The organism is Paenibacillus baekrokdamisoli (assembly GCF_003945345.1).
GTDB classification, from domain to species: Bacteria; Bacillota; Bacilli; order Paenibacillales; family Paenibacillaceae; genus Paenibacillus_Z; species Paenibacillus_Z baekrokdamisoli.
On record NZ_AP019308.1, the window covers coordinates 1,037,903 to 1,060,209 of the forward strand.

Sequence of the window (22,307 nt, forward strand, 5' to 3'; positions counted from 1 at the left end):
CAAGAAATAGGGAGACAACAGCGATCGTAAGAATGATCCGTCCGCGCAGCGGGCTTTACGCTCGATTAGTTATACAAAATCTTTTAGGAGGTCACATTATGCACGTTGTATGGGCTCATGATCATACGTTTTATTTCAACGAAACCGGAAAATTTTATTCGGGCGGGAAGCTGCCTTATGCGGTTTGGGAACGATATTTGGCGGTGTTTGATCGGGTTACCGTAGCTTGCCGCGGGCAGAAGACGCTGCCTGATGCAGATATGAAGGGTAAAACGCTCTCCAGCGGTCCGAATGTCGACTTTCTTGTTTTGCCATCCCTTAGTAACCCAGTCAATAAGCTGACGAAGAAAGGGTACGTCGAGCAATGTTTGACCGAAATCATCCGAAGCGCGGATGCCGTCATTGCCCGGATGCCAAGTGAAATTGGAGCGGAAGCGATTCGGGTTGCAACTCGTCTCGGCAAGCCTTATTCCATCGAAATGGTGGCTTGTGCATGGGATGGATTATGGAATTATGGCAGCGCTCAAGGCAAGCTGTATGCGCCTCTTTCTCTATGGAAGACCAAACGGCTCGTTAAGCGCGCACCGTACGGCATTTATGTAACCGAACAATTTCTACAGCAGCGTTACCCGCTAGCAGAGGCGGGTGTGGCTGGATCTTGCTCTAACGTTGAGATTCCGCCTCTTTCTGACGAGGTGCTGAATCAACGAATGGAACGGATTACAGCTTATCCTACCCGCAAAGCAAATAAGCCGTTCCGTATTGGACTTATCGGTTCCCTGAACGGACGAACAAAAGGGATTGAAACGGCTTTGCGCGCAATGGCTCGTATCGCTGTGGATGTGCCGGCCTTCGAGTTTTACATTCTTGGAGACGGATCGACGGATCGTTGGCATGCTCTTGCTGTAAAGCTTGGTATATCGAATCGAGTCACCTTTTGCGGAGTTCTAACGAGCGGCAGCGCCGTATTCGAATGGCTGGATGAATTGGATCTCTATATACAGCCAAGCTTCCAGGAAGGGCTGCCGCGCGCAACGATTGAGGCGATGAGCCGCGCTTGCCCGGTTGTCGGTTCAACAGCTGGAGGGATTCCTGAGCTTATTGCGCCAGAATGGCTTCATAAGCCAGGTAATGTGAAGCAGCTTGCGGAGAAGCTGAAGCATGCGATTGGCAACCAATCGTGGATGAGTGAGCAGGCGGAACTTAATTTTGCCCGTGCGCAGCAGTACACCAAAGGAAAGCTGGACCAGAAACGGTTAACCTTCTGGCGATCCTTCCGTGATTTTGTCGGCTCCGACTCATCCGTTAGTTCAGGAGGATCGACTCATTTCACCTCTCAGGCGGAATCAGGGACGAAGGCTAAGACAACGAAGAAGGCTTACGCAGCAGGCGAATCGAAGGGAGCTGAAGCACTATGACAATACTTGTAACCGGTGCAGCAGGCTTTATCGGCTATCACCTATCAGAGAGACTTACCCGAGATGGTCATTCCGTTATCGGTATCGATAATTTTAATGACTACTATGACGTCCAATTGAAACGTGATCGATTCGGGATGCTCAAACGAAACCCTTTATTCACCGGGTTGGAGCTTGATATTGCGAAATTCGACTCATTGAATGACTTGTTCGAACGGTATGGAATCAAGAGCGTCATTCATTTGGCCGCTCAAGCCGGTGTTCGATATAGCATCACGAACCCTTTTGCTTACCTGGATTCCAATTTAGTGGGCTATGGGAACGTGCTTGAAGCTTGCAGAAGGCACAGTGTCAAGCATCTGCTCTATGCATCCTCAAGCTCTGTGTACGGGGCGAATGTGAAAATGCCTTTCAGCGTCCACGACAGTGTCAACCATCCGGTCAGCTTATATGCAGCAACGAAGAAAGCTAATGAGCTAATGGCGCATACGTACAGCCATCTATATGGGTTGCCGACGACAGGACTCCGATTCTTCACGGTATATGGACCATGGGGCCGACCGGATATGGCTTACTTTAGCTTCACTCGAGATATTGAGAATGGCACTCCCATCAAAGTATTCAACGAAGGCAAAATGCAGCGGGACTTCACCTTTATCGATGATATCGTCGAAGGTATCGTCCGATTGCTGGACCGTCCGCCGGTGCCAGACCCGCTCTGGGATCCGAAGAATCCAAGTCCAGCATCGAGCTATGCCCCGTATAGGGTCTATAACATCGGTAATAACAAGCCAGTTGCACTTATGACCTTTATAAGAACGATTGAAAAGAAGCTTGGAAAGCAAGCGAACCTTGAATTCCTGCCGATGCAGCCAGGTGATGTAGAAGCAACCTTCGCGGATATCGATGATTTGATCCGAGATGTCGGGTTTAAGCCTCAGACGACAATTGAAGAAGGTATTGGTCAATTCGTAGATTGGTATCAAAGTTATTTTGCCGCTCGCACCACAGCGGAGGAGCTATTGCTACTATAAGTCGGACATGTATGAAGGATGGGATAGAGATGAAGAAGGTAGCGCATGTATGTACGTCGGGTATTAGTCACAAAATTCTCGGCGACAAGCTGACGCTGCTGCAGCGTGCTGGTTATGAGGTCACCTTCATCTCATCGGGCGATCATTTGGATGCGGAGATCAAGAATGGCTATCCCTTTCAATGGCGTACTGTACCGATGAGCCGTACGATTCAACCTTTGCAGGATTTGCGCTCCATCTGGCAGATGCGAAGGCTAATGAAGACCGAACGGTACGATGTTGTACATACCCATACTGCAAAAGCAGGCCTAATCGGACGAATTGCCGCTAGACTAGCGGGCGTACCAGTCATTATCCACACGAGTCACGGTCTGCCCTTCTATAAGGGGCAATCCAAGCGTGCTTATACCGTTTACAGACTGCTTGAAAAAATCGGCGCTTGGTTCTGTGATGCGCTTGCTTCTCAGAACCAAGAAGATATCACGGTCATGCAGCAGATGGCTCCTTGGCGTACGGTTTATTACGAAGGCAACGGCGTAGATCTAAGTAAGCTTGACGCAATGGCGAAAGAAGCGAATGAACGATTGAAGATTATTGATCTGAAGCGGGCATACGGGATTCGTGAGGATCTGCCTATGCTGCTGATGGCGGCAAGATTGGAGCCGGTAAAGGATCCCATGCTGCTGATCGAGGCTGTTGTGCTGGCGAAGCAGCAAGGAAAACTGTGCTGGGTAACCGCATTTGCTGGGCAAGGCCCACTTGAATCGGAGGTTCGGAAGCGTGTCATCGCTGAAGGATTAGAGGCGGATGTCGTATTGATCGGTCAACAAACGCCACTTGCCCCATGGCTGATGTCAGCTGATGCCGTAACGCTAAGCAGTGAGAAGGAAGGCATTCCTCGTTCGCTTATGGAGGCGATGGCCTACTGCAGGCCCGTAGTTGCCACAGATGTGCTGGGTACGCGCGAACTGGTCGTAAGTGAACATTCCTTTAAGGCAGTGGACCAGCAGGAATTCATAGCAGCTGATAGGTCTAGTGTCACTGGTGAACTTGTTCCTTATCGTGATGCTGGTCAGTTGTCAGATGCTTTGCACCGGATGATGAGCGATGACGTACGGCGACTTCGTTATGGTAAAGCAGGCAGACAGCGTATCGAATGTCATTTCACAGAATCTATCGTCGTATCACGATTAGAGCGGATGTATGCGGAGACAGAAAGACGGGCCAAGCGAGCTAGAACTTGGAGTTACCGAATCATGCAGCTGCTTAAAAGAACGATTGATTTGGCTGTCAGCATTCCGGCATTGCTCCTTCTCTCCCCAATCATCGCTCTAACGGCTTTTGCCGTTCGGAAGAAGTTGGGATCACCCGTGCTGTTCCGCCAAAAGCGGCCTGGAAGATTCGGCAAGTCATTCGACGTGTTCAAGTTCCGTACGATGACAGATGCCGTTGATGAGAAGGGTCATCCACTGCCGGATGAGGAACGGTTAACTACATTTGGCCTATGGCTTCGCAAGCTTAGCTTGGATGAGCTGCCTCAGCTGCTCAATGTTATTAACGGGGATATGAGCTTGGTTGGACCGCGTCCGCTCCTAATGGAATATTTACCCTTATATACGCAAGAACAGGCTCGCAGGCATGATGTTCGTCCAGGGATTACGGGATGGGCTCAGGTCAATGGTCGTAATGCAGTAACTTGGGAGGAAAAGTTCCGGCTCGACGCTTGGTATGTGGAGCATCAATCGCTGCGGCTTGACTTGAAAATCATCCTGATGACCTTCTTCAAAGTATTTAAGCGAGAAGGAATTCAGCAAGAGGGTCATGTCACGATGCATAAATTCACAGGCAGTCGCAATGCGGAGCGCGCCTCATGAGAAATAGGCCATTAATTATAGTTGGCGGCGGTGGTCACGGGAAGGTTGTGATGGATATTGCCGAGATGATGGGGGATTTTAGTCTCCTTGCGATCGCGGACGACAAATTCACAACCATTCAAGAAAGTAATGACATCCTCTGCGGGCCGACTTCAATCATTGGTAATTTGCTTGAAGCGGATCAAGAGGCGCTTGTCATTATTGCAATCGGCGATAATCGCTCTCGCTTTAGAATGGCGGAGCGTTTGGATCTTCCAAAGGAACGATATGCGAAGCTGCAGCATCCTGGAGCACATGTTTCCAAGCATGCTATTGTTGCGCCGGGTACGGTCGTTATGGCCGGTGCGGTTGTGAATACCACAGCTTCGATTGCAGCACATGCCATCATTAACTCGGGCGCTGTTATCGAGCATGACGTTGTTGTTGGACCTTTTGCCCATATTTCACCAAATGCTGCTTTAGCTGGCGCTGTTACCGTTGGAGAAGGCGCACATGTTGGTATAGGCGCAAGTGTCATTCCGGGCGTTCGGATCGGTAAATGGTCCGTGCTCGGCGCAGGCGCTGCTGCCATTCGTGATGTACTGGACCATTTAATAGCTGTCGGTGTACCTGCCAAAGTAATTGATCGCACATAATCAGCAAGGCCAACCTAATGAAGGAGTGATAGGTCATGACGAATGATCGCCGAATTTATTTATCTCCCCCGCATATTGGTGAAGCGGAGCAGCGCTATGTAGCGGAAGCCTTCGCTACGAACTGGATTGCACCGCTAGGCCCTAACGTGGATGAATTTGAGCGAGAGCTTGCAAGTAAAGTCGCCTCTCCAGGTGCGCTTGCCTTAAGCTCAGGTACCGCTGCTTTACATCTAGCTTTGCGGGTAGCCGGTATTGGAAAAGGAGACACCGTTTTCGTCTCTTCGCTGACCTTTGTCGCAAGTGTTAATCCGATTCTCTATGAGGGGGCTGAGCCGGTATTCATCGATGCGGATTTTGAAACCTGGAATATGTCTCCAAAGGCACTCGAGCAAGCACTCCTTACGACCAGAAAGGAAGGGCGCTTGCCTAAAGCGGTCATTGTCGTGAGTTTGTACGGACAGAGCGCAGATATGGATCCGATCATTGAGCTCTGCGAGCGTTTTGGCGTATTGGTTATTGAAGATGCGGCAGAGTCGCTGGGCGCCACTTACAAGGGGAAAGCGAGCGGGACGCTCGGCAGCTATGGTGTTTACTCCTTCAATGGCAATAAAATCATAACCACCTCAGGCGGTGGAATGCTCGTCTCCAACAACCTTGAAGCGTTAGCCAAAGTTCGCTATTGGGCCACGCAATCTCGCGATCCGGCGCTCCATTATGAGCATAGTGAGATTGGTTATAACTACAGGATGAGTAATTTGCTCGCAGGTATTGGTAGAGGTCAGCTGGAGGTACTGGAAAATCGAGTAGCGGCTCGTCGTGCTGTATATGACCGATATGAGCAGGCTTTTTCTCATCTGGATGGGATCAGCTTCATGCCGGAAGCCGATTATGGAACCTCTACTCGCTGGTTGACAGCTCTTACGATAAATCCAAGAATGACTGGCATTACAGCAACGGAGCTAGTTCGCACGCTGGCAGCAGAGAATATAGAAGCAAGGCCGGTATGGAAGCCAATGCACCTTCAGCCACTTCTGCGCAAATATGATTATTTTCCAGCATCCTCACAATACAGCGTATCCGATCAGCTGTTTGCCCAAGGTATTTGCTTGCCATCAGGTTCGAGCTTAAGCATTCAGGATCAAGAGCGCGTCGTTGCAATCATTGCTCATCAAATCGAGTCGAGGAGGAAAACCCATGAAAGTGCGTAAAGCGATCATCCCAGCCGCAGGCCTTGGTACACGGTTTCTTCCTGCCACGAAAGCACAGCCCAAAGAAATGCTGCCTATCGTCGATAAACCAACGATTCAGTACATCGTTGAAGAGGCGATTGCCTCTGGTATCGAGGATATTCTCATCATAAGCGGTCGGGGCAAACGTGCAATTGAAGATCATTTTGATAAGTCATTCGAACTCGAAGAGACATTGCATCAGAAGGGCAAAGCGAAGGAGCTTGAGCAAATCCGAGCCATCTCGGATATGGCGAACATTCATTATATTCGGCAAAAGGAACCGAAGGGTCTTGGACATGCAATTTGGTGTGCGCGCAGCTTCGTTGGCGATGAACCATTTGCCGTACTGCTTGGCGATGATATCGTCCAATCCGAAGAGCCCTGCCTGAGTCAGCTTATCCGAGTTTTCTCCAGGTTCTCCTCCTCGGTTGTCGGCGTTCAGCGTGTCAGTGATGAGGATGTATCCAAATACGGGATTATCGCGCCGCGCGGCACTTCCATTGAACCGTCCGTATTCTTCCTGGATACGCTCGTGGAGAAGCCAGCTAAGAAGGCTGCACCCTCGAATTATGCGATCATGGGCCGTTACATCTTAACGCCGGATATCTTCGACATTCTTGAGCATCAGAAACCAGGAGCAGGCGGTGAGATTCAGCTGACGGATGCGATCAAGAAGCTAAACGACTTAAAGACCGTTCTAGCTTATCAGTTTGAAGGTGTTCGATATGACGTCGGTGATAAGTTTGGTTTCATTAAAGCAACGCTTGATTTTGCTCTGCAGCGAGAGGATTTGAAGGACGATATGCTGGGATACATACAGAACGTATATGAGCAATATTTTTCACTTCTTAATAAGGTGGCGAAATAAATGCGGAAAATAGCAGTCATTGGAACGGGATATGTTGGTTTAGTGTCGGGCACTTGTTTTGCGGATATCGGTAATCGGGTGATCTGCTGTGATGTGGATGAGCAGAAGATTGCTAAGCTGCTTAGGGGAGAAATTCCAATTTATGAGCCAGGACTTAGCGAGCTAGTGGCTCGGAATACGGAGCAGGGGCGGTTGTTTTTCACAACGGAAATTGGTGAGGCTATTGAAGCCTCTGACATTATCTATATTGCCGTTGGCACCCCAATGTCAGAAACGGGAGAAGCGGATATGCGTTATGTCATGTCGGCTGCTAAGAAGATTGGCGAGCATTTGAACAACTACAAAATCATTGTCAATAAGAGCACGGTACCGGTCGGTACAGGTGAATTAGTACGTGAGGTCATTCAAGCGAACAAGAAAACGCCATGGATCCAATTCGATGTTGTTTCTAACCCGGAATTTCTGCGAGAAGGCTCAGCAATCGCAGATTGCATGAGTATGGATCGAGCTGTTATCGGTTCGGATAATCCGAAGGCGGCTGAAGTTATCGCTGATCTGCATGCCCCGTTTAATACGCGTATTTTCACGACTGATCTGGAGAGCGCGGAGATGATTAAATACGCGGCAAACACCTTTTTAGCGACCAAAATATCCTTCATCAATGCGATCGCGAACATTTGTGAGCGGGTTGGTGCAAACGTTGGAGATGTAGCGGAAGGAATGGGACTAGACAGCCGTATTGGCAGCAAGTTCCTGCAAGCGGGAATTGGATATGGTGGCTCGTGCTTTCCGAAGGATACCTATGCACTTGCGCATATTTCAGATAAGGCCGGCTATGATTTCGAGCTCCTGAAGTCGGTCATTCGGACCAATACTCGTCAGCGATTGGTGATTATGGACAAGCTTCGTGATGCAGTTGGCGGGTTAGCGGGCAAGCATGTTGCCGTTCTTGGTCTGTCTTTTAAGCCGGAAACAGATGACATGAGGTATGCGCCATCGCTTACTATCATCCCTGAGCTGATTAAGCAGCATGCCTCCGTATACGCATACGATCCGATAGCAGAAGAGTCCGCCAAACGTGAGCTTCCAGAGGGCATTCACTATTGCAGCAATATTGAGCAGGCTGTGACGAATGCCGATGTATGCATCATTCTCACGGAGTGGAAGGACGTTTTGACCATGGATCTCGCGCGAATCGGGCAGCTTATGAAGAACCCGATCCTTATTGATGGCCGTAACTGCTTTGATTTGACCACAATGGCATCCAGTTCGTTCGAATACCACTCCATCGGTCGGCCTCCAGTGAATAGGGCCGGGAGGGATCGTCATTCGGTCAATTTTTAAATGGCTGATCTTAGCGCTGCTCGTATGGTGGACGTCGCTTGTGTTCGGTTTCTCTTCCCAGCCTTACAGTGCGCAAACCATTCAGCCATGGATGAAATCGTTAATTTCGGAGCAAAAGCTTGCTAAGGTAGTTCCAAGCGTCACCGTTCATTATCATCATGCAACCATCGTTGCTAAGAAAGAGCCCTATCGATACATAGAGTTCCTGTTCCGAAAGTCTGCCCATTTGTTCGTGTATGCGATGCTGGGTGCAATCTTCTGCGCCTTGTTATCGACCCTGAAGCAGCGCGGTTATCGGATCATGGGGATAGTTTTCCTCTACGTATTGACGATTAGCTCCCTCGATGAATGGAATCAGGCCCGTGTGACAATGCGAACAAGCGCGATACAGGATGTCATCGTAGATTTGGTTGGCGGGTGCATAGGGATCACAGCAGTTTTGTTGCTCATGCGGACAAGACTAGGAAGAGCCATTAACCCGTCTACCTTCAAAAGCTAAGGCAAATGCAGCTTGAATACCTAGTCAGGAGAGGTGATAGCTTGAAGCAGCGACCAGAGTTAAAGCAGAAGAAAAAAAGTGTTTTCAGCTGGCGTCGATTAGTTCTTGTCTCAAGTATCGTCCTTGTCCTGTTTCTAGGTGCAGCATGGTATGCCTACGAACGTATGACGGATAAGCTTCTGGAGGTATTCATGGATGAAACGCTTCAGAGCAATGGTTCACTGGCAGCTGGCATCGCCAATGATGAAGTTGAGAGGACCGCCGTTCAGGATTCGAGGACAGATGATGTCATGCAGCCTACAAATGCTAGAGTCACTGTTCCTGATCCCGAACAATCTTTCAAGTCATCCAGCAAGAAGCAAGAGAGCGTGCGAAATACGACAAAGACACCGCAGAAGCAAGCTTCCATGACTTCTCACAAAGCCGATATAACGGAACGCCAAGCGGCTGACGCCGCAGACAAGGTGACTCTTAAGGACAAATTGACAATTGGTTCCGTTGTCATGAACCATTGGAGCTCAGATGACCTCAAATCTCTCAAAAAAGTGCTTAGCGGCGGACTTTCGATCCAGGAGAAACGTCAGCTTAAGAAGCGAGCGATGGCCGAATTATCGGAGAACGAGTACAACGCACTCATCCAAATCGCACATAAATACGGGTTAAGCCAGGGCAAGAGCTATAAGCAATCAAAGGAAGAAACGAATCTATCGAAATGAGGAGAGAGACAATGAAATTTAGCAAAATAGCTCTAATTACAGCAGCCATAGTCATAGGCTCAACGGCATTGCCGGCAGCTTCAAACGTTTCTTATGCGCAGGCCAGTTCGAATTCCTTGGGATCTCATCTCTTTGATAATTTCAAGCAAAGCATAGAAGCCAAGATAGCAGCGACCAAGGAAAAAGAAAAGCAAGAGAAGGAAAAGCTGGAAAAAGAAAAGAAAGAGCAGGAAAAGCAGGAGAAAGAACGGCTAGAGAAGGAAAAGAAAGAGAAGGAAAAGCAGGAAAAAGAAAGACTTGAAAAGGAAAGACTTGAGAAAGAGAGATTAGAGAAAGAGAGATTAGAGAAAGAGAGATTAGAGAAAGAAAGATTAGAGAAAGAAAAGCAAGAGAAAGAAAAGCAAGACAAAGAAAAGGACAAGGATAAGGACAAGGACAAGGATAAAGACAAGGACAAGGACAAGGACAAGGACAAGGACAAGGACAAGGACAAGGACAAGGACAAGGACAAGGACAAAGACAAAGACAAGCCTGACCAAAAGCTTGTAAAGCAAATTGTACAAGATACCATTAACAAGCTGACCCAGCTCAAGAACAGAACTCAGTCCGCACTGATTTCTATTGCAATTAAATTTGCTTTGGCTAAGGATGGCCACGAGAAAACCGTGCTTTATCAACAAGGGAAAAGCACCCTATCCGCGAGCATTGATGCGTTTACCGTAATTATGCAAGAAGCAGCGGCGAAACTGAAAAGCATAGGAGCAGACGTGTCTGTGTTAGGGCCTCTCTTTCAGGCCTTTGATAGCTTCCAAATCGAAGGAAAAGGGATCTTGAAACAAATTATTGGTTAGAAAGAAAAATAGGAAAAGGATGGAGCCGGATAAGGCTTCATCCTTTTTTCTGCCTCGGTCTATCTCCATGACGAATTGTTTGATAAAATAAACGGGCGCCTATTACCAGCAAGCATGCCTGCATACGCAGCAATTATCAACAGGGAGGCCTTCTTTTGTCGTCCGAACCATTATTAACGTTCCTTTCGCCGCCACTGCCTTATTTCATTGAATCTAATCGTAAAACCTATTTACCTGGCGGAGAACATCCAAATCGTCGAAACATAGGTGTATTTGACCTCCTATTTGTACATAGCGGCACACTCTATGTCGGGGAGGAGACGAACTCGTGGGCACTAGGCCCAGGTCAAATGCTTATCCTGCGCCCTGATCTATGGCATTATCCGATAAAACCTTGTACGGAAGAAACGGTATTCGACTGGGTTCATTTTCAAACATCAGGCCCTTGGGAAGAGCTGGACGGTAATAATTGTGGAACCCTTCGCGGAGACTACTATTCTTATGCCATCCGCCTGCCCAAAATGATGACATTTACTTATCCGGATGAAGTCATTGCTTTGTTTACCAAGCTCCACGATGCGGCAATGGGAACTTCGCATGATGCATTCTGGCAGCGTCAGCAATGGTTTTTACATTTGCTTCAGCTTTTTGATAATGGCTGGCGCAGTGATGCTGCAAAGGCTCCGATTACGGTTGCTGAAGAAGCGGCTGCCTATTTGAAGCTCCATTTTCGGGCATCGGTCACGAATGGCAAGCTTGGAGAAGTACTTGGCCTGCATCCTAATTATATTGCACGCTGCATGGGTGAGGTTTTTGATTGTACGCCTCAACAGTATTTATTATCGTACCGGCTCGATCAAGCGAAGCTTATGCTGATGAAGACCAATTGGCCGATATCACGTATTGCGGATGAGACTGGATTTAAGCAAACGCCGCATTTTTCCCGCTCCTTCTCCGAACATATTGGCATTACACCTTTGCTTTATCGTAAGCGCTATACAGGAACAAATGTGCCATGAAGTCTCTTATTTCATAACGAAGATGAAGATTAAGGGAAATATAGTGATAAAAACAAGGTGATCTATTGATTTCAGCTGTAAGCAAAAAGGAGCTTGCCCTTCAATAAGGGGGGAAGCTCCTTTTTGGTATAATGCTGTCATGAACAATATTATTGGCGGCTAAAAATGGGATGAAGATTACAGACACGCTTCCAGGATTTTCTGAACATCTGTTTGCTCCAGCTTTTTGAACGAACCGATTGGGCCGAAGAGAACGGCTTCCTTCGCCATATGGTCGAGCTGGTCATTGTTAATATTGAAGTCTGCTAATCGAGATTCAGCACCTATACTTGTGAAGAATGCACGGGTTGCGTCAATACCGGCAAGGGCAAGCTCCTCGTCAGACAAAGAATCTCGCTTAATTCCCCATACCCGCTGTGCGAACTGCGTGAAACGTTCAATCCGTTCTTTATATACATATTTCATCCAATTCGGGAAAACAATCGATAATCCCGCACCATGCGGAATATCATAGATTGCACTAATTTCATGCTCAATACCATGTGAGGACCAGTCGTTCTGCATGCCTACACTGATAAGGCCGCCATTAAGGGCCATCGTCCCGCACCACATAATATTCGCACGAGCCTCGTAATTGTTAGGCTGCTCAAGTGCAATTTTTGCATTCTCGATAAGTGTCAACAAAATAGACTCACACAATCTTTCTTGCAGCGGCGTATCAGGTGTTAAGCTGAAATACTGTTCAAAGACATGCGACATGATATCCACGATGCCATTGACGGTTTGGTTGCGCGGCACAGAGTAAGTGAGCGTTGGATCGAGAATCGAGAAACGTGGGTAAGTATGCTGACTGCCGAAAGCGCGTTTTTGCTGAGCTTCCCAATTCGAAATAACTGCGTTGCCATTCATTTCTGAGCCTGTAGCAGCTAGAGTTAGTACGGTTCCAATCGGCAGCGCTTGTTGAATAACTGCCTTCTGAATACAGAAATCCCACACGTCACCCTCATATAACGCACCCGCTGCGATAGCTTTCGCCGCATCAATTACGCTGCCTCCACCTACTGCAAGAATGAGATCAACCTTCTCGCTGCGGCAAAGCTCAATCCCTTTATGTACAGAGGTCAAACGTGGATTTGGTTCAATTCCAGACAGTTCAACCACACGAGCATGAATAGATTTCAATTGTTCAATTACTTGATCATATAGACCTGATTTCTTAATGCTGCCTGAGCCATATACAAGCAATACCGTTGTACCATATGGACGAGTTTGCTCACCGAGACGGGCAATCATGCCTTCACCGAACAAGATTTTTGTCGGATTTTGAAATGTGAATGATAACATAATGCACCTCCAAGTTATGGGGAAATGGATAAGTGAATGAAAGGATAGAATCATGTAATTTACCTAGTCCATTTTATCATTAACAATTGAGATATACAAAAACGCCACCCTCACAAGAAGAATAACCGCCGTAAGTTGATCATGTCCCCATGCTCATAATCCCCTGACAAATCCCCTGACACTGATCTTAGCCATCTCCAAAAATTCGTACTAGCTTCTTTAGAGAGGACATATACTCCACGACAGTAAAAGTTTCAACAGTTTGGCTGGAAGTAATTCTATGCTTAAATATGGCTTAAACAGGCTAAAAACAATGACGTATTGCCCGAAAACAATTGCAAATGATTACAAGTTTTGATAGATGCCTTGCAGCAATCAAAATTTTCTGAAAATAGAGTGCCAACATGGAAACGGCAGTGTATAATGAAAGAAAAATCGCGCAATTGTGTCAATTAACTTAACAATTACATCACAAATAGCTATCGCTAAAGTGAGGAGGTGCATGTCATGATAAATGCTGCTTCAATTGGCTTGTCCACGCGCGATTTGTATCTGTTCAACAAAGGAGATTTGTTTCATAGTTATCGGACATTTGGCGCTCACCCCATTCGACTAGGTGATGAGCAGGGTGTTCGATTTACGGTTTGGGCCCCGAATGCTGAGGAAGTTCGTGTGGTTGGTTCTTTTAATGAATGGAACGGAACCCGGCATGCGATGGAACGTGTTGGAGAAACAGGTGTTTGGAGCGTATTCATTGCAGGCATAGGCACTGGAACGGTTTATAAATATGAAATAGAATCAAAAGATGGCAGCTGCTTGCTGAAGTCTGATCCTTATGCCTTTCACTCCGAAAGGCGTCCAAGCACGGCTTCGGTCGTAACCGATCTTGGTAAGTATAAATGGACAGACGGAGACTGGCAGCGGCGTAAACAAGATGGCAGTCCCTACCATGAACAGATGCTCATCTATGAAGTTCATTTAGGCTCTTGGCGGAACAGAGGGAAAGAAAATTTCTGGACTTATGAGGAAATGGCTGTAGAGCTTGTTAATTATGCAGCGGATATGGGCTATACACATCTTGAGCTTCTCCCAATTACGGAGCATCCCCTTGATCAATCATGGGGTTATCAAGTGACAGGTTATTATTCAGCAACGAGCCGCTATGGAACGCCAGAGCAGCTCATGCATTTGATCGATCGTTGTCACGCGCGCGGGATCGGCGTCATACTGGATTGGGTTCCAGGTCACTTTTGCAAGGATGATCATGGTCTGAGGCTCTTTGATGGCACACCCATTTTTGAAGGAACAGATTGGAAACGGGCGGAGAAGCCAATTTGGGGAACGCTTGCTTTTGACTTTGGTCGAACAGAAGTACAGAGCTTCTTAACGTCTAATGCTATTTTTTGGATGGATGTTTTTCATATAGATGGACTCCGCGTCGACGCGGTTGCTAGTATGCTAGATCTTCATTTTGATAAGCCTCCCGAGCTCTGGACCTATAATAAACTCGGAGGGAAGGAGAATACCGACGCGATTCGCTTTTTGAAGCGACTTAACGAAACGGTATTCCATTATTACCCGGACGCCCTCATGATTGCTGAGGATTCCTCTTCTTGGCCAGCAGTGACTTCACCTACCTACATGGGTGGGCTTGGCTTTAACTTCAAATGGAACATGGGATGGATGAATGACATGCTTCGTTATATGGCTCTTGACCCTCAAGAACGCATGCATCACCATAACCTTATTACCTTTTCACTTATGTATGCTTTCTCCGAGAATTATGTTTTGCCGCTTTCTCACGATGAGGTCGTGCACGGCAAACGTTCCCTTCTAAATAAAATGCCTGGCAGCTATGAGCAGAAATTTGCGCAACTTCGTTTGTTTTATGGATTCTGGATGACGCATCCTGGCAAGAAGCTTCTCTTTATGGGGAGTGAATGGGGACAGTTCGATGAATGGAAGGACGCTGAATCCTTGGATTGGCTGCTGCTCGAGTACGAGAAGCATGAGCGGATGCACCATTACGTTCAGACCTTGAATCTCGTCTACAATGAGCAAGCATCGCTCTGGGAGCGGGATTGTGATCCGGGAGGCTTCGAATGGATCGATGTTCACAACGCTGCACAATCGGTTGTTGTGTTCATGCGACGGGGACTTGATGCCAAACAGTTCACCATCTCGATCTGTAATTTCTCCGTTCACGAATATTCCCATTATACCGTTGGTGTTCCCGAGCCTGGGTCATACCGGGTCATCTTGCATAGTGACAAGGCTGTTTTTGGCGGTGAAATCGAACATGCTCCTGACCTTCTACACAGCCGTGATGTTCCATGGCATGGCAGACCCTGCAGCATGAGTGTTCGTGTTCCACCGTTATCCTTTCAACTGTTAACTTATGATCAAGAGGAACAGACGCAATCTTTTCATTGAAACACGGTAGATCGAAAGACTTGCTGCAACCTAATTTGCAGTAGAAAAGGAGAGGGCGTCCATGGGCAGAAAAAGAATGGTGGCTATGCTTCTTGCTGGAGGTGAAGGTAAAAGGCTTGGCGTTCTAACAAAGGATGTAGCAAAGCCAGCTGTTCATTTTGGCGGGAAGTACCGAATTATTGATTTTACTTTAAGTAATTGCGCTCATTCGGGCATCGACACTGTTGGCGTGCTGACGCAATATCAGCCACTCGTGCTTAACGCGTATTTAGGTATTGGCAGTCCATGGGGCCTTGATCGTCGAGATGGCGGAATGGCGATACTCCCTCCCTATGTGAAACAAAAGGGCGGTATGTGGTACAAAGGAACGGCGAATGCGATCTACCAAAACATGGGCTTCATTGATCAGTTTGACCCGGATTATGTTCTGGTTATTTCTGGCGATCATATTTATAAGATGGACTATGAATTGATGCTCCAAAATCATGAAGAACGCGGCGCAGATGTAACGATTGCTTGTATTGGAGTGGATTGGAAGGAAGCAAGCCGGTTTGGATTGATGCATGTCGATAAAGACAGCAATGTCACGGCTTTCGAGGAAAAGCCGAAGGTGCCGACGAGCAATTTAGCTTCGATGGGTATCTATATTTTTTCCTGGCCGGTACTTCAGCAGTATCTCATCCGTGATGAGGCGAATCGCTTGTCCGGCAATGACTTTGGTAAAGATGTTATCCCAGCCATGCTCCAAGATGGCGTTAAGCTTAATGCGTATACCTTTGATGGTTATTGGAAGGATGTCGGTACGTTAGAGAGTCTATGGGAAGCCAACATGGATTTACTATCGGAATTTCCTGCACTTGATCTGAATGATCGTGACTGGCGAATTTATTCGGTTAATCCTAATCGGCCTGCTCAATATGTGGCGGCAAGTGCGGAGATAACGAATTCTCTTATAACGGAAGGCTGTATGGTAGAAGGATATGTGAACCGTTCTGTGTTGTTCCATGGTGTACATTCGGGCGTGAATAGCCACATTCATGAATCGGTTATTATGCCTAACGTGAAGATCGGCAAAGGTGTCCATATCTATCGATCCATCATTGGCGAAGGTACGATTATCGCTGATGGTGTGACGATTGGAAACCCGAATAAAGGAACAGTAACGGTCATTGGGAATGATGAATATGTGGCTACGAATCAAGCATTACAGGAGGTTGAGCAGCCATGAATTCAAATGTACTCGGCGTCATTAACCTGATTCATGAATCCGATGAATTAGAGTCACTTACGGCAGGCCGCTGCTTAGCGACAGTTCCTTTCGGAGCTCGTTACCGTCTTATTGATTTCGTGCTCTCCAGCATGGTCAACTCAGGAATCTCCAAGGTCGCCGTATTCGCTCATACCAAATACCGTTCCTTGATGGATCATCTAGGATCGGGCAAGCATTGGGATCTTCATCACCGTCAGGGCGGACTATTCATGCTTCCTCCAATAACGGATGATGTGAACGAGGTTAGGCGCGGTGATTTATTCCATTTCTATCAACACCGTGATTACTTTAATCGCAGCTCGATGGATTATGTTGTGATTACACGCAGCCATATGCTGTCTAATATCAATTTTGAACCCGTTATTAACGAGCATAAGGCAAGTGGTGCAGACATCACCGTTGTTTGTAAGAAACAATCCGACTTGATGGATGGCAGAGCGCGCAAGGTACAGGTGAATGAGAAGGGACGCATCACTGCGATTCAGGATCATTACGGCGGGATGCAAAGTGATCTGGTATCGATGGAAATGTACATCATGCGCAAGGATCTGCTGCTTGATTTGGTAGAAACCTCGCTTGCACAGGGTCTAGATCATCTCGTTCGACATGCCATTATGTCTAGAGTGGATAAGCTTCATATTCAAAGCTATATGTTCCAGGGCTATTTGGGTATCGTCAATACGGTTTCCAGCTATTATCAGAACAGTATGCAAATGCTGCGTCCTGATGTTTGGAAGAACTTATTCTTCGAACCAGGTCCGATCTACACGAAGGTCAAAGATGAGCCGCCAGCCCGTTATACAGATGGAGCGAAGACAAGCAACTCGCTAATTGCCAACGGCTGCATTATTGAAGGCACGGTTATCAATAGTATCTTATTCCGCGGTGTTCATGTTCAAAAGGGTGCTGTCGTACGCAACAGCATTGTGATGCAGAATGGTCTAATCAGTGAAAATAGCGACATTAATCATGTTATTCTGGACAAAGACGTAACGATTGAGCGTGGACGTGAGCTTAAAGGTGCAGAGGTATCCCCATTTCTTGCCATGAAGCGCAAGATTATTTAATGGTTCATGTCTAGAAATGATAGAGATCTAGAGACAAAAGGACAGAAGATAGAGGTGGAATCATGAAACTGTTATTTGCTGCTTCGGAGGCTGTTCCGCTCGTGAAAACGGGCGGTTTAGCCGATGTTGTCGGATCCTTGCCAAAAGCACTTCAGGCGCGCGGCGCGGAAGTGTGTGTGATTCTTCCCAAATACGGAGTCATTCCAGAGACTTGGATTAGCCGATTCGAGACGGTCGCAACTTTCATGCTTCGAGTAGGTTGGCGAGATCAATATTGTGGTTTACTGAAGGCGGATATTGATGGCGTTGTCTATTATTTGATCGATAACGAGTATTACTTTAAGCGTGGCGGCTTATACGGATATGGTGATGATGCGGAACGCTTTGTCTTCTTTAGTATTGCAGTTGCGGAAGCGTTGTACCATATGGATTTCAGACCGGATATTATCCATTGTCATGATTGGCAAACAGGTCTCATCCCGTTCCTACTGAAGACACGATATGTACATGATCCTGCTGCTAGAGACATTGCTACGGTGTATACCATACATAATCTGAGGTATCAGGGTGTGTTCGGCAAAGAGCTCATGAAGGATCTGCTGAACGCTGGCGATGAGCTATTTGGTATGGAGGGTATCGAATTTTACGGTGCGGGAAGCTGTATGAAGGGTGGACTTCAGTACGCGGACAAGCTGACAACCGTTAGTCCAACGTATGCCGAAGAAATTCAAACGGAAACCTATGGGGAGAAGCTGGAAGGATTGCTTCGTTCCCGTTCAAGTGATCTAGTTGGGATTGTAAATGGAATTGATATAGACTCCTTCGATCCGATGAATGATCCGGCGCTTGAAATACCCTATCGTGGTTCTTTGTCCCGTAAGCGTAAGAATAAATTAGCCCTGCAGCAAGAATTAGGACTTGAGCAATCCGAGCAGATCCCGTTAATGGGGATTGTTTCTCGTTTGGTTGATCAAAAGGGTTTTGATTTAGTGGAAGCTGTGCTGGAGCAGATCCTGCAAGAGGGCGTTCAACTTGTCGTCCTAGGCTCTGGGGACTGGCATTTTGAGCAGTTATTCCGCCGGGTGGCGGAGAAACGACCTAATCAGGTTGTGGCATGGTTCGGATTTAATGATGCGCTAGCTCGAAGGATTTATGCTGGAAGCGATATGTATCTGATGCCTTCGCAGTTTGAACCCTGCGGGCTCAGCCAATTGATTGCGCTGCGCTATCGATCGGTTCCCATTGTAAGGGAAACTGGAGGGCTAAAGGATACTGTAATGGCATATAACGAGTCTACAGGTGAAGGCAATGGCTTTAGCTTCACGAATTACAACGCTCATGACCTGCTCTTTACGGTTCAACGTGCGGTTTCCTTCTACCGCGATGAACCGACTTGGCAGAAAATTATTGCTAACGGCGCCAAAGATGATTGCAGCTGGAACAAATCTGCTAAATCATATATGGGCCTTTACAGCGAAATTCTGTCCAATCGAAAGGAGACATAACTATGGCCCGTCATTTAGTCATCGGCAACGGCAAAATCCTTCTCAATCTAGATCGTAATTGTTATATTCGAGATATTTATTATCCATTCGTTGGTCAGCTCAATCATGTAGGCGGACAATATTGTCGCTTCGGTATTTGGGTGGCAGGCCAATTCTCATGGCTTGATGAGCCAGAATGGAAGTTTGAGCTTGGCTATATTGAAGATTCACTCGTAACGAACATTATTGCGAAGCATGAAAGACTAGCCATTGAGCTTCATATCAATGATGGCATTCACCAGCGGGAAAGCATTTATATTAAACGTGTCGTTATTCGCAATCTCGCGCAAGAGTCCCGTGAATGTCGGTTGTTCTTCCATCAGGATCTCATGATTGATGGTTCTGAGGTTGGTGATACAGCTGCTTATTATCCGGATAATCATACCTTGTACCATTACAAACGCTCCTCCTACTTCATGTTCAACGGCTTCTCTGATGAGGGGGGGATGATGCAGTATACAACAGGGATCAAACGCTTCCAGTCCGCTGAGGGAACCTGGCGTGATGCTGAAGATGGTAACCTAATGGGTAACTCGATTGCTCAAGGGTCTGTGGATAGTACGATCAGTTTTAGGACGATTGTGCCAGCAGGCGGCGAGAAAACAATCTATTATTGGATGTCTATCGGTAAAGACCTCGAGGAGGTTAAAGACCTCAACCAATATGTCCAGGAGAGTCACCCAGAAAAGCTTCTGAGTCGAATCGTTATTTACTGGAAGCATTGGCTTCATCGTGCAGAGAGCAATCTGGGTGATCTGTCTCCAGAGATTGCAAGAATGTTCAGGTTAAGTTTACTCATCGTTCGAACGCAGACGGATGAGCGAGGAGCAATCGTTGCTGCTAATGATACCGATATTTTGCAATATAATCGTGATCATTACAGCTACATGTGGCCGCGAGATGGTGCGCTAATTGCGGATGCGATGTCTGCAGCGGGATTCCAAAGTGTAATTTCCCCGTTTTTTCAATTTTGTGCACAGTCGTTGTCACCGGATGGTTATCTCTTTCACAAATATAATCCAGACGGAACAGTGGGGTCCAGCTGGCATCCTTATATTGTGCAAGGAAGCAGACGGCTGCCGATCCAAGAGGATGAGACCGCACTTGTCTTGTTCGCATTGTGGAAGGACTATACAAGGCATCAGGTCATCGAGCTTCCGCAATCACTCTATAATAATTTGATTCGTAAAGGCGCAGCCTTCTTGAGTCAATACATGGAGCATAGCTTATCGCTTCCTAAGCCGAGCTACGATCTTTGGGAGGAGCGTTATGGCATCTGGACTTACACGGTTGCTTCCGTATATGGTGGCTTGATGGCCGGTGCCTTCTTCACCGAATTATTCGGTGATTACGAGCGAAGTGATCATTTAAAGAACACCGCTGCGTCGATTAAAGAAGGGATGCTGACGCATCTGTGGGATGAAGAAACGGGACGATTCGCCCGAGGATTGATCCAGAAGGATAATCGCTGGGTGAAGGATATGACGCTTGAGAGCAGTATGTTCGGCATCTGGGAATTCGGCGTACTGCCTGTAGACGACAGCCGAGTTATACGGACCATGAAGGCGATACAAGAAGGTTTAACTGTTCGGACTGGTGTAGGGGGAGTTGCTAGATACACCAATGACTATTACTTCCAGCAATCAGGGGATATTGAGAATGTTCCAGGTAATCCGTGGATTATTTGTACGTTATGGATTGCTAACTTCCAAATCGAATCTGCTGCAAGTCTGGACGATCTTGCGGAGCCTAAACAAACGCTGAAGTGGGTGGAAGAGCATGCGCTCTCAAGTGGTCTTCTGCCAGAACAATTGAATCCAGTAGATGGAACACCTTTATCGGTTGCGCCGCTCACTTGGTCGCACGCGACATTCGTACAAACGGTCACGAATTATGCGGCCAAATATGCAGCGCTTGCTGCTGAAATGAAATCTTAGCCCTTTCATGAAAAGTAAGGCTGTTTCGCTCTTCATTGGGAATCCCGGTGAAATTGCGAAGCAGCCTTTTTTGCGCTCGAATAGGCATTTTCATTGTAGGTACAAATGTACAGTCAGACTCCAGTAATCGCACATACAATACAAAGTAGTTTAAATGAGAAAGGAGTTTTGAATAAATGTCCTCATGTGGTTCACCGATTGTTTCACCGATTAGTGGTGGATGTTTCACCAGTGCTGGCGTAATCTTGGTTCTCTTTATTTTATTGGTTATTATTACTCGTTCTTGCTTCTTCTAATCTAACACACGAGATTTTGAACTAAGGATGGTGAAAAATATGGGTGGTTTTGGTCATGGTGCTTTTACAAGCGCTGGTGTCATTCTGGTTCTTTTCATTTTGCTTGTCATTATCAGTCGTTCCGTTCTTTTGTAGTTCAAAGAGCAGGGGCTTCCAGTAGATATCCATTAACGACGATCGCTTCCGGATTTGATCCGGCGGGCGGTCGTCTAGCTTTTTTTTATCCCTCTTTTTAGAAATAACAAAGCCTTACACTCTCTTTGTTCAGTGTAAGGCGTGGTTAATGAGAGCTGCTTTTTTCAATGAAACCATAATTAACGGGTACCACTCTTCCGTGCCTGTTTCCGAATCGCTGCCTTATGAACCTTTGCACGTTGTGTGGAGGCTTCTTTTTTTATTCCAGACCCTTTATTAGGTATGCTCTTTATAGCTGCTTTGGGTCCCATGAAGGAACTAATCATATTGAAGGCAGGGCGCATTTGTTGGAACATGCCAAACATTCTTTGGATTTTCCCCATTATGGACATAATTCCATCAATGCCACCTAATCGGTCTAATGCGGATAACGGAGATGTGAAAGCTGGTTGAATGGCTGATTCGACTGATGGATTGGGTGTAATTGAAGGTTCACCACCTGGAGGCAGAAAACTAGTTACATTCGCTCTTGTTCTTATCGCCACTTCGTAATCACCTTCCTTTCTTCAGCAATCGTGTGTAGCTTCAACCCTACATGTAATTAAAACGATGCTCCCAATAGCTCATCGCTAGTGGGAACATCGTTACCTAGATGTGAATATGGTGCAAATAACTATATCAGAATAGAACGAGTCACGATGACAAGCAATATAAAGAGAACAAGGATAACTCCTGCGCTTGTAAAGCAGCCGCCAAATGCTTCTCCCATGTTAAGTTCCTCCTTTCAAGTAAAC

Annotated in this window: 20 protein-coding genes; 17 read left to right on the top strand and 3 right to left on the bottom strand. The window is 46.8% G+C overall.

Going from position 1 to position 22,307, the window contains the following annotated elements:
- Positions 1 to 98 precede the first annotated feature (98 nt).
- The 11 genes from EKN16_RS04430 to EKN16_RS04480 all read left to right on the top strand — a co-directional run bounded on the left by EKN16_RS04430 (position 99) and on the right by EKN16_RS04480 (position 11,487).
- Positions 99 to 1,418, top strand: coding sequence for a glycosyltransferase (locus EKN16_RS04430; RefSeq protein WP_125653989.1), 1,320 nt, complete (start codon positions 99 to 101; stop codon positions 1,416 to 1,418).
- A complete protein-coding gene (locus EKN16_RS04435) occupies positions 1,415 to 2,452 on the top strand; it encodes an NAD-dependent epimerase (RefSeq protein ID WP_125653991.1) in 1,038 nt (345 codons plus the stop codon). The genes EKN16_RS04430 and EKN16_RS04435 overlap by 4 nt, the downstream gene beginning before the upstream one ends.
- A gap of 29 nt (positions 2,453 to 2,481) precedes the next feature.
- Positions 2,482 to 4,326 carry a sugar transferase gene (locus EKN16_RS33615; RefSeq protein ID WP_125653993.1) on the top strand — a complete coding sequence of 615 codons (1,845 nt, stop codon included), beginning with the start codon at positions 2,482 to 2,484 and terminating at the stop codon, positions 4,324 to 4,326.
- Entirely contained in the window at positions 4,323 to 4,961 is a 639-nt protein-coding gene (locus EKN16_RS04445) for an acetyltransferase (RefSeq protein ID WP_125653994.1), read from the top strand. Before EKN16_RS33615 ends, EKN16_RS04445 begins: the two co-directional genes overlap by 4 nt.
- A 35-nt stretch (positions 4,962 to 4,996) precedes the next feature.
- Positions 4,997 to 6,169 carry a DegT/DnrJ/EryC1/StrS family aminotransferase gene (locus EKN16_RS04450; protein ID WP_125653996.1) on the top strand — a complete coding sequence of 391 codons (1,173 nt, stop codon included), beginning with the start codon at positions 4,997 to 4,999 and terminating at the stop codon, positions 6,167 to 6,169.
- Complete coding sequence (gene galU, locus EKN16_RS04455) at positions 6,156 to 7,058, top strand: UTP--glucose-1-phosphate uridylyltransferase GalU (RefSeq protein ID WP_125653998.1); 903 nt, start codon at positions 6,156 to 6,158, stop codon at positions 7,056 to 7,058. Before EKN16_RS04450 ends, galU begins: the two co-directional genes overlap by 14 nt.
- Positions 7,059 to 8,402, top strand: a complete 1,344-nt coding sequence (gene tuaD / locus EKN16_RS04460; protein ID WP_125654000.1) for a UDP-glucose 6-dehydrogenase TuaD — start codon at positions 7,059 to 7,061, stop codon at positions 8,400 to 8,402.
- A gap of 16 nt (positions 8,403 to 8,418) precedes the next feature.
- On the top strand, positions 8,419 to 8,901 hold the full coding sequence (locus tag EKN16_RS04465) for a VanZ family protein (protein ID WP_260182350.1): 483 nt from the start codon (positions 8,419 to 8,421) through the stop codon (positions 8,899 to 8,901).
- Between the two features lie 41 nt (positions 8,902 to 8,942).
- On the top strand, positions 8,943 to 9,617 hold the full coding sequence (locus EKN16_RS04470) for a hypothetical protein (protein ID WP_125654004.1): 675 nt from the start codon (positions 8,943 to 8,945) through the stop codon (positions 9,615 to 9,617).
- Between the two features lie 11 nt (positions 9,618 to 9,628).
- A complete protein-coding gene (locus tag EKN16_RS32625) occupies positions 9,629 to 10,468 on the top strand; it encodes a hypothetical protein (protein ID WP_179955593.1) in 840 nt (279 codons plus the stop codon).
- 155 nt (positions 10,469 to 10,623) lie between these two features.
- On the top strand, positions 10,624 to 11,487 hold the full coding sequence (locus EKN16_RS04480) for a helix-turn-helix domain-containing protein (protein WP_125654006.1): 864 nt from the start codon (positions 10,624 to 10,626) through the stop codon (positions 11,485 to 11,487).
- A gap of 177 nt (positions 11,488 to 11,664) precedes the next feature.
- On the opposite strand, the gene EKN16_RS04485 is transcribed toward EKN16_RS04480, so the two are convergent.
- Positions 11,665 to 12,831 carry an iron-containing alcohol dehydrogenase gene (locus EKN16_RS04485; protein WP_125654008.1) on the bottom strand — a complete coding sequence of 389 codons (1,167 nt, stop codon included), beginning with the start codon at positions 12,829 to 12,831 and terminating at the stop codon, positions 11,665 to 11,667.
- Between the two features lie 507 nt (positions 12,832 to 13,338).
- On the opposite strand from EKN16_RS04485, the gene glgB reads away from it, so the two are divergent.
- From glgB to EKN16_RS32855, 6 genes are all read left to right on the top strand, one after another.
- Positions 13,339 to 15,264 (top strand): 1,4-alpha-glucan branching protein GlgB, encoded by a 1,926-nt coding sequence (gene glgB / locus EKN16_RS04490; protein WP_125654010.1) that lies wholly within the window; start codon positions 13,339 to 13,341, stop codon positions 15,262 to 15,264.
- Positions 15,265 to 15,325: 61 nt separating this feature from the next.
- A complete protein-coding gene (locus tag EKN16_RS04495; RefSeq protein ID WP_125654012.1) occupies positions 15,326 to 16,492 on the top strand; it encodes a glucose-1-phosphate adenylyltransferase in 1,167 nt (388 codons plus the stop codon).
- Complete coding sequence (gene glgD, locus EKN16_RS04500; RefSeq protein ID WP_125654014.1) at positions 16,489 to 17,601, top strand: glucose-1-phosphate adenylyltransferase subunit GlgD; 1,113 nt, start codon at positions 16,489 to 16,491, stop codon at positions 17,599 to 17,601. Before EKN16_RS04495 ends, glgD begins: the two co-directional genes overlap by 4 nt.
- Before the next feature lie 62 nt (positions 17,602 to 17,663).
- Entirely contained in the window at positions 17,664 to 19,106 is a 1,443-nt protein-coding gene (glgA, locus tag EKN16_RS04505) for a glycogen synthase GlgA (RefSeq protein ID WP_125654016.1), read from the top strand.
- 2 nt (positions 19,107 to 19,108) lie between these two features.
- The gene (locus tag EKN16_RS04510) at positions 19,109 to 21,082 is read left to right on the top strand and encodes a glycoside hydrolase family 15 protein (RefSeq protein WP_125654018.1); all 1,974 of its coding nucleotides are present in this window, start codon (positions 19,109 to 19,111) and stop codon (positions 21,080 to 21,082) included.
- A 335-nt stretch (positions 21,083 to 21,417) separates the two neighbouring features.
- Positions 21,418 to 21,513: a sporulation protein YjcZ gene (locus EKN16_RS32855; RefSeq protein WP_125654022.1), complete on the top strand. Its 96-nt coding sequence runs from the start codon at positions 21,418 to 21,420 to the stop codon at positions 21,511 to 21,513.
- 179 nt (positions 21,514 to 21,692) lie between these two features.
- Here EKN16_RS32855 and EKN16_RS04525 read toward each other — a convergent pair whose 3' ends face one another.
- Both EKN16_RS04525 and EKN16_RS04530 read right to left on the bottom strand, forming a co-directional pair.
- A complete protein-coding gene (locus EKN16_RS04525) occupies positions 21,693 to 22,058 on the bottom strand; it encodes a hypothetical protein (RefSeq protein WP_125654024.1) in 366 nt (121 codons plus the stop codon).
- A 128-nt stretch (positions 22,059 to 22,186) separates the two neighbouring features.
- Positions 22,187 to 22,282, bottom strand: coding sequence for a sporulation protein YjcZ (locus EKN16_RS04530; RefSeq protein WP_125654026.1), 96 nt, complete (start codon positions 22,280 to 22,282; stop codon positions 22,187 to 22,189).
- Positions 22,283 to 22,307: the final 25 nt, after the last annotated feature.